Origin of the sequence: Rhodococcus sp. PAE-6 (assembly GCF_025290685.1) — a bacterium.
GTDB lineage: Bacteria > Actinomycetota > Actinomycetes > Mycobacteriales > Mycobacteriaceae > Rhodococcus > Rhodococcus pyridinivorans.
Map to the genome: position 1 here is coordinate 1 of NZ_JAOCLZ010000275.1, position 231 is coordinate 231.

Here is a 231-nt window from a genome sequence, read left to right on the forward strand (position 1 = left end):
CATTAACTGCGCGAACAAGGTGTGAAGACGGGCTACAAGGTCGGCATCTCCTCGCGCAACCCCTTCGAGTCCGTAGAGTCGATGATCGCGGTCTTCAAGATCCGCGCGATCATGATCAAAGTCAACTACCGCTATGTCGAGAACGATTTGCAGTACATCTTCGACAACTCCGACATGGTCGCGGTCGTCCACGAACGTCGCTACTCCGACAAGGTCGCGAACGTCCTGCCG

The 231-nt window shown here is 55.8% G+C and carries 1 pseudogene; it reads left to right on the plus strand.

Features of this window, described 5'->3' with window-relative positions:
* A pseudogene (locus NVV99_RS27010) lies at nucleotides 1-231 on the plus strand (AMP-binding protein); the annotation flags it as partial.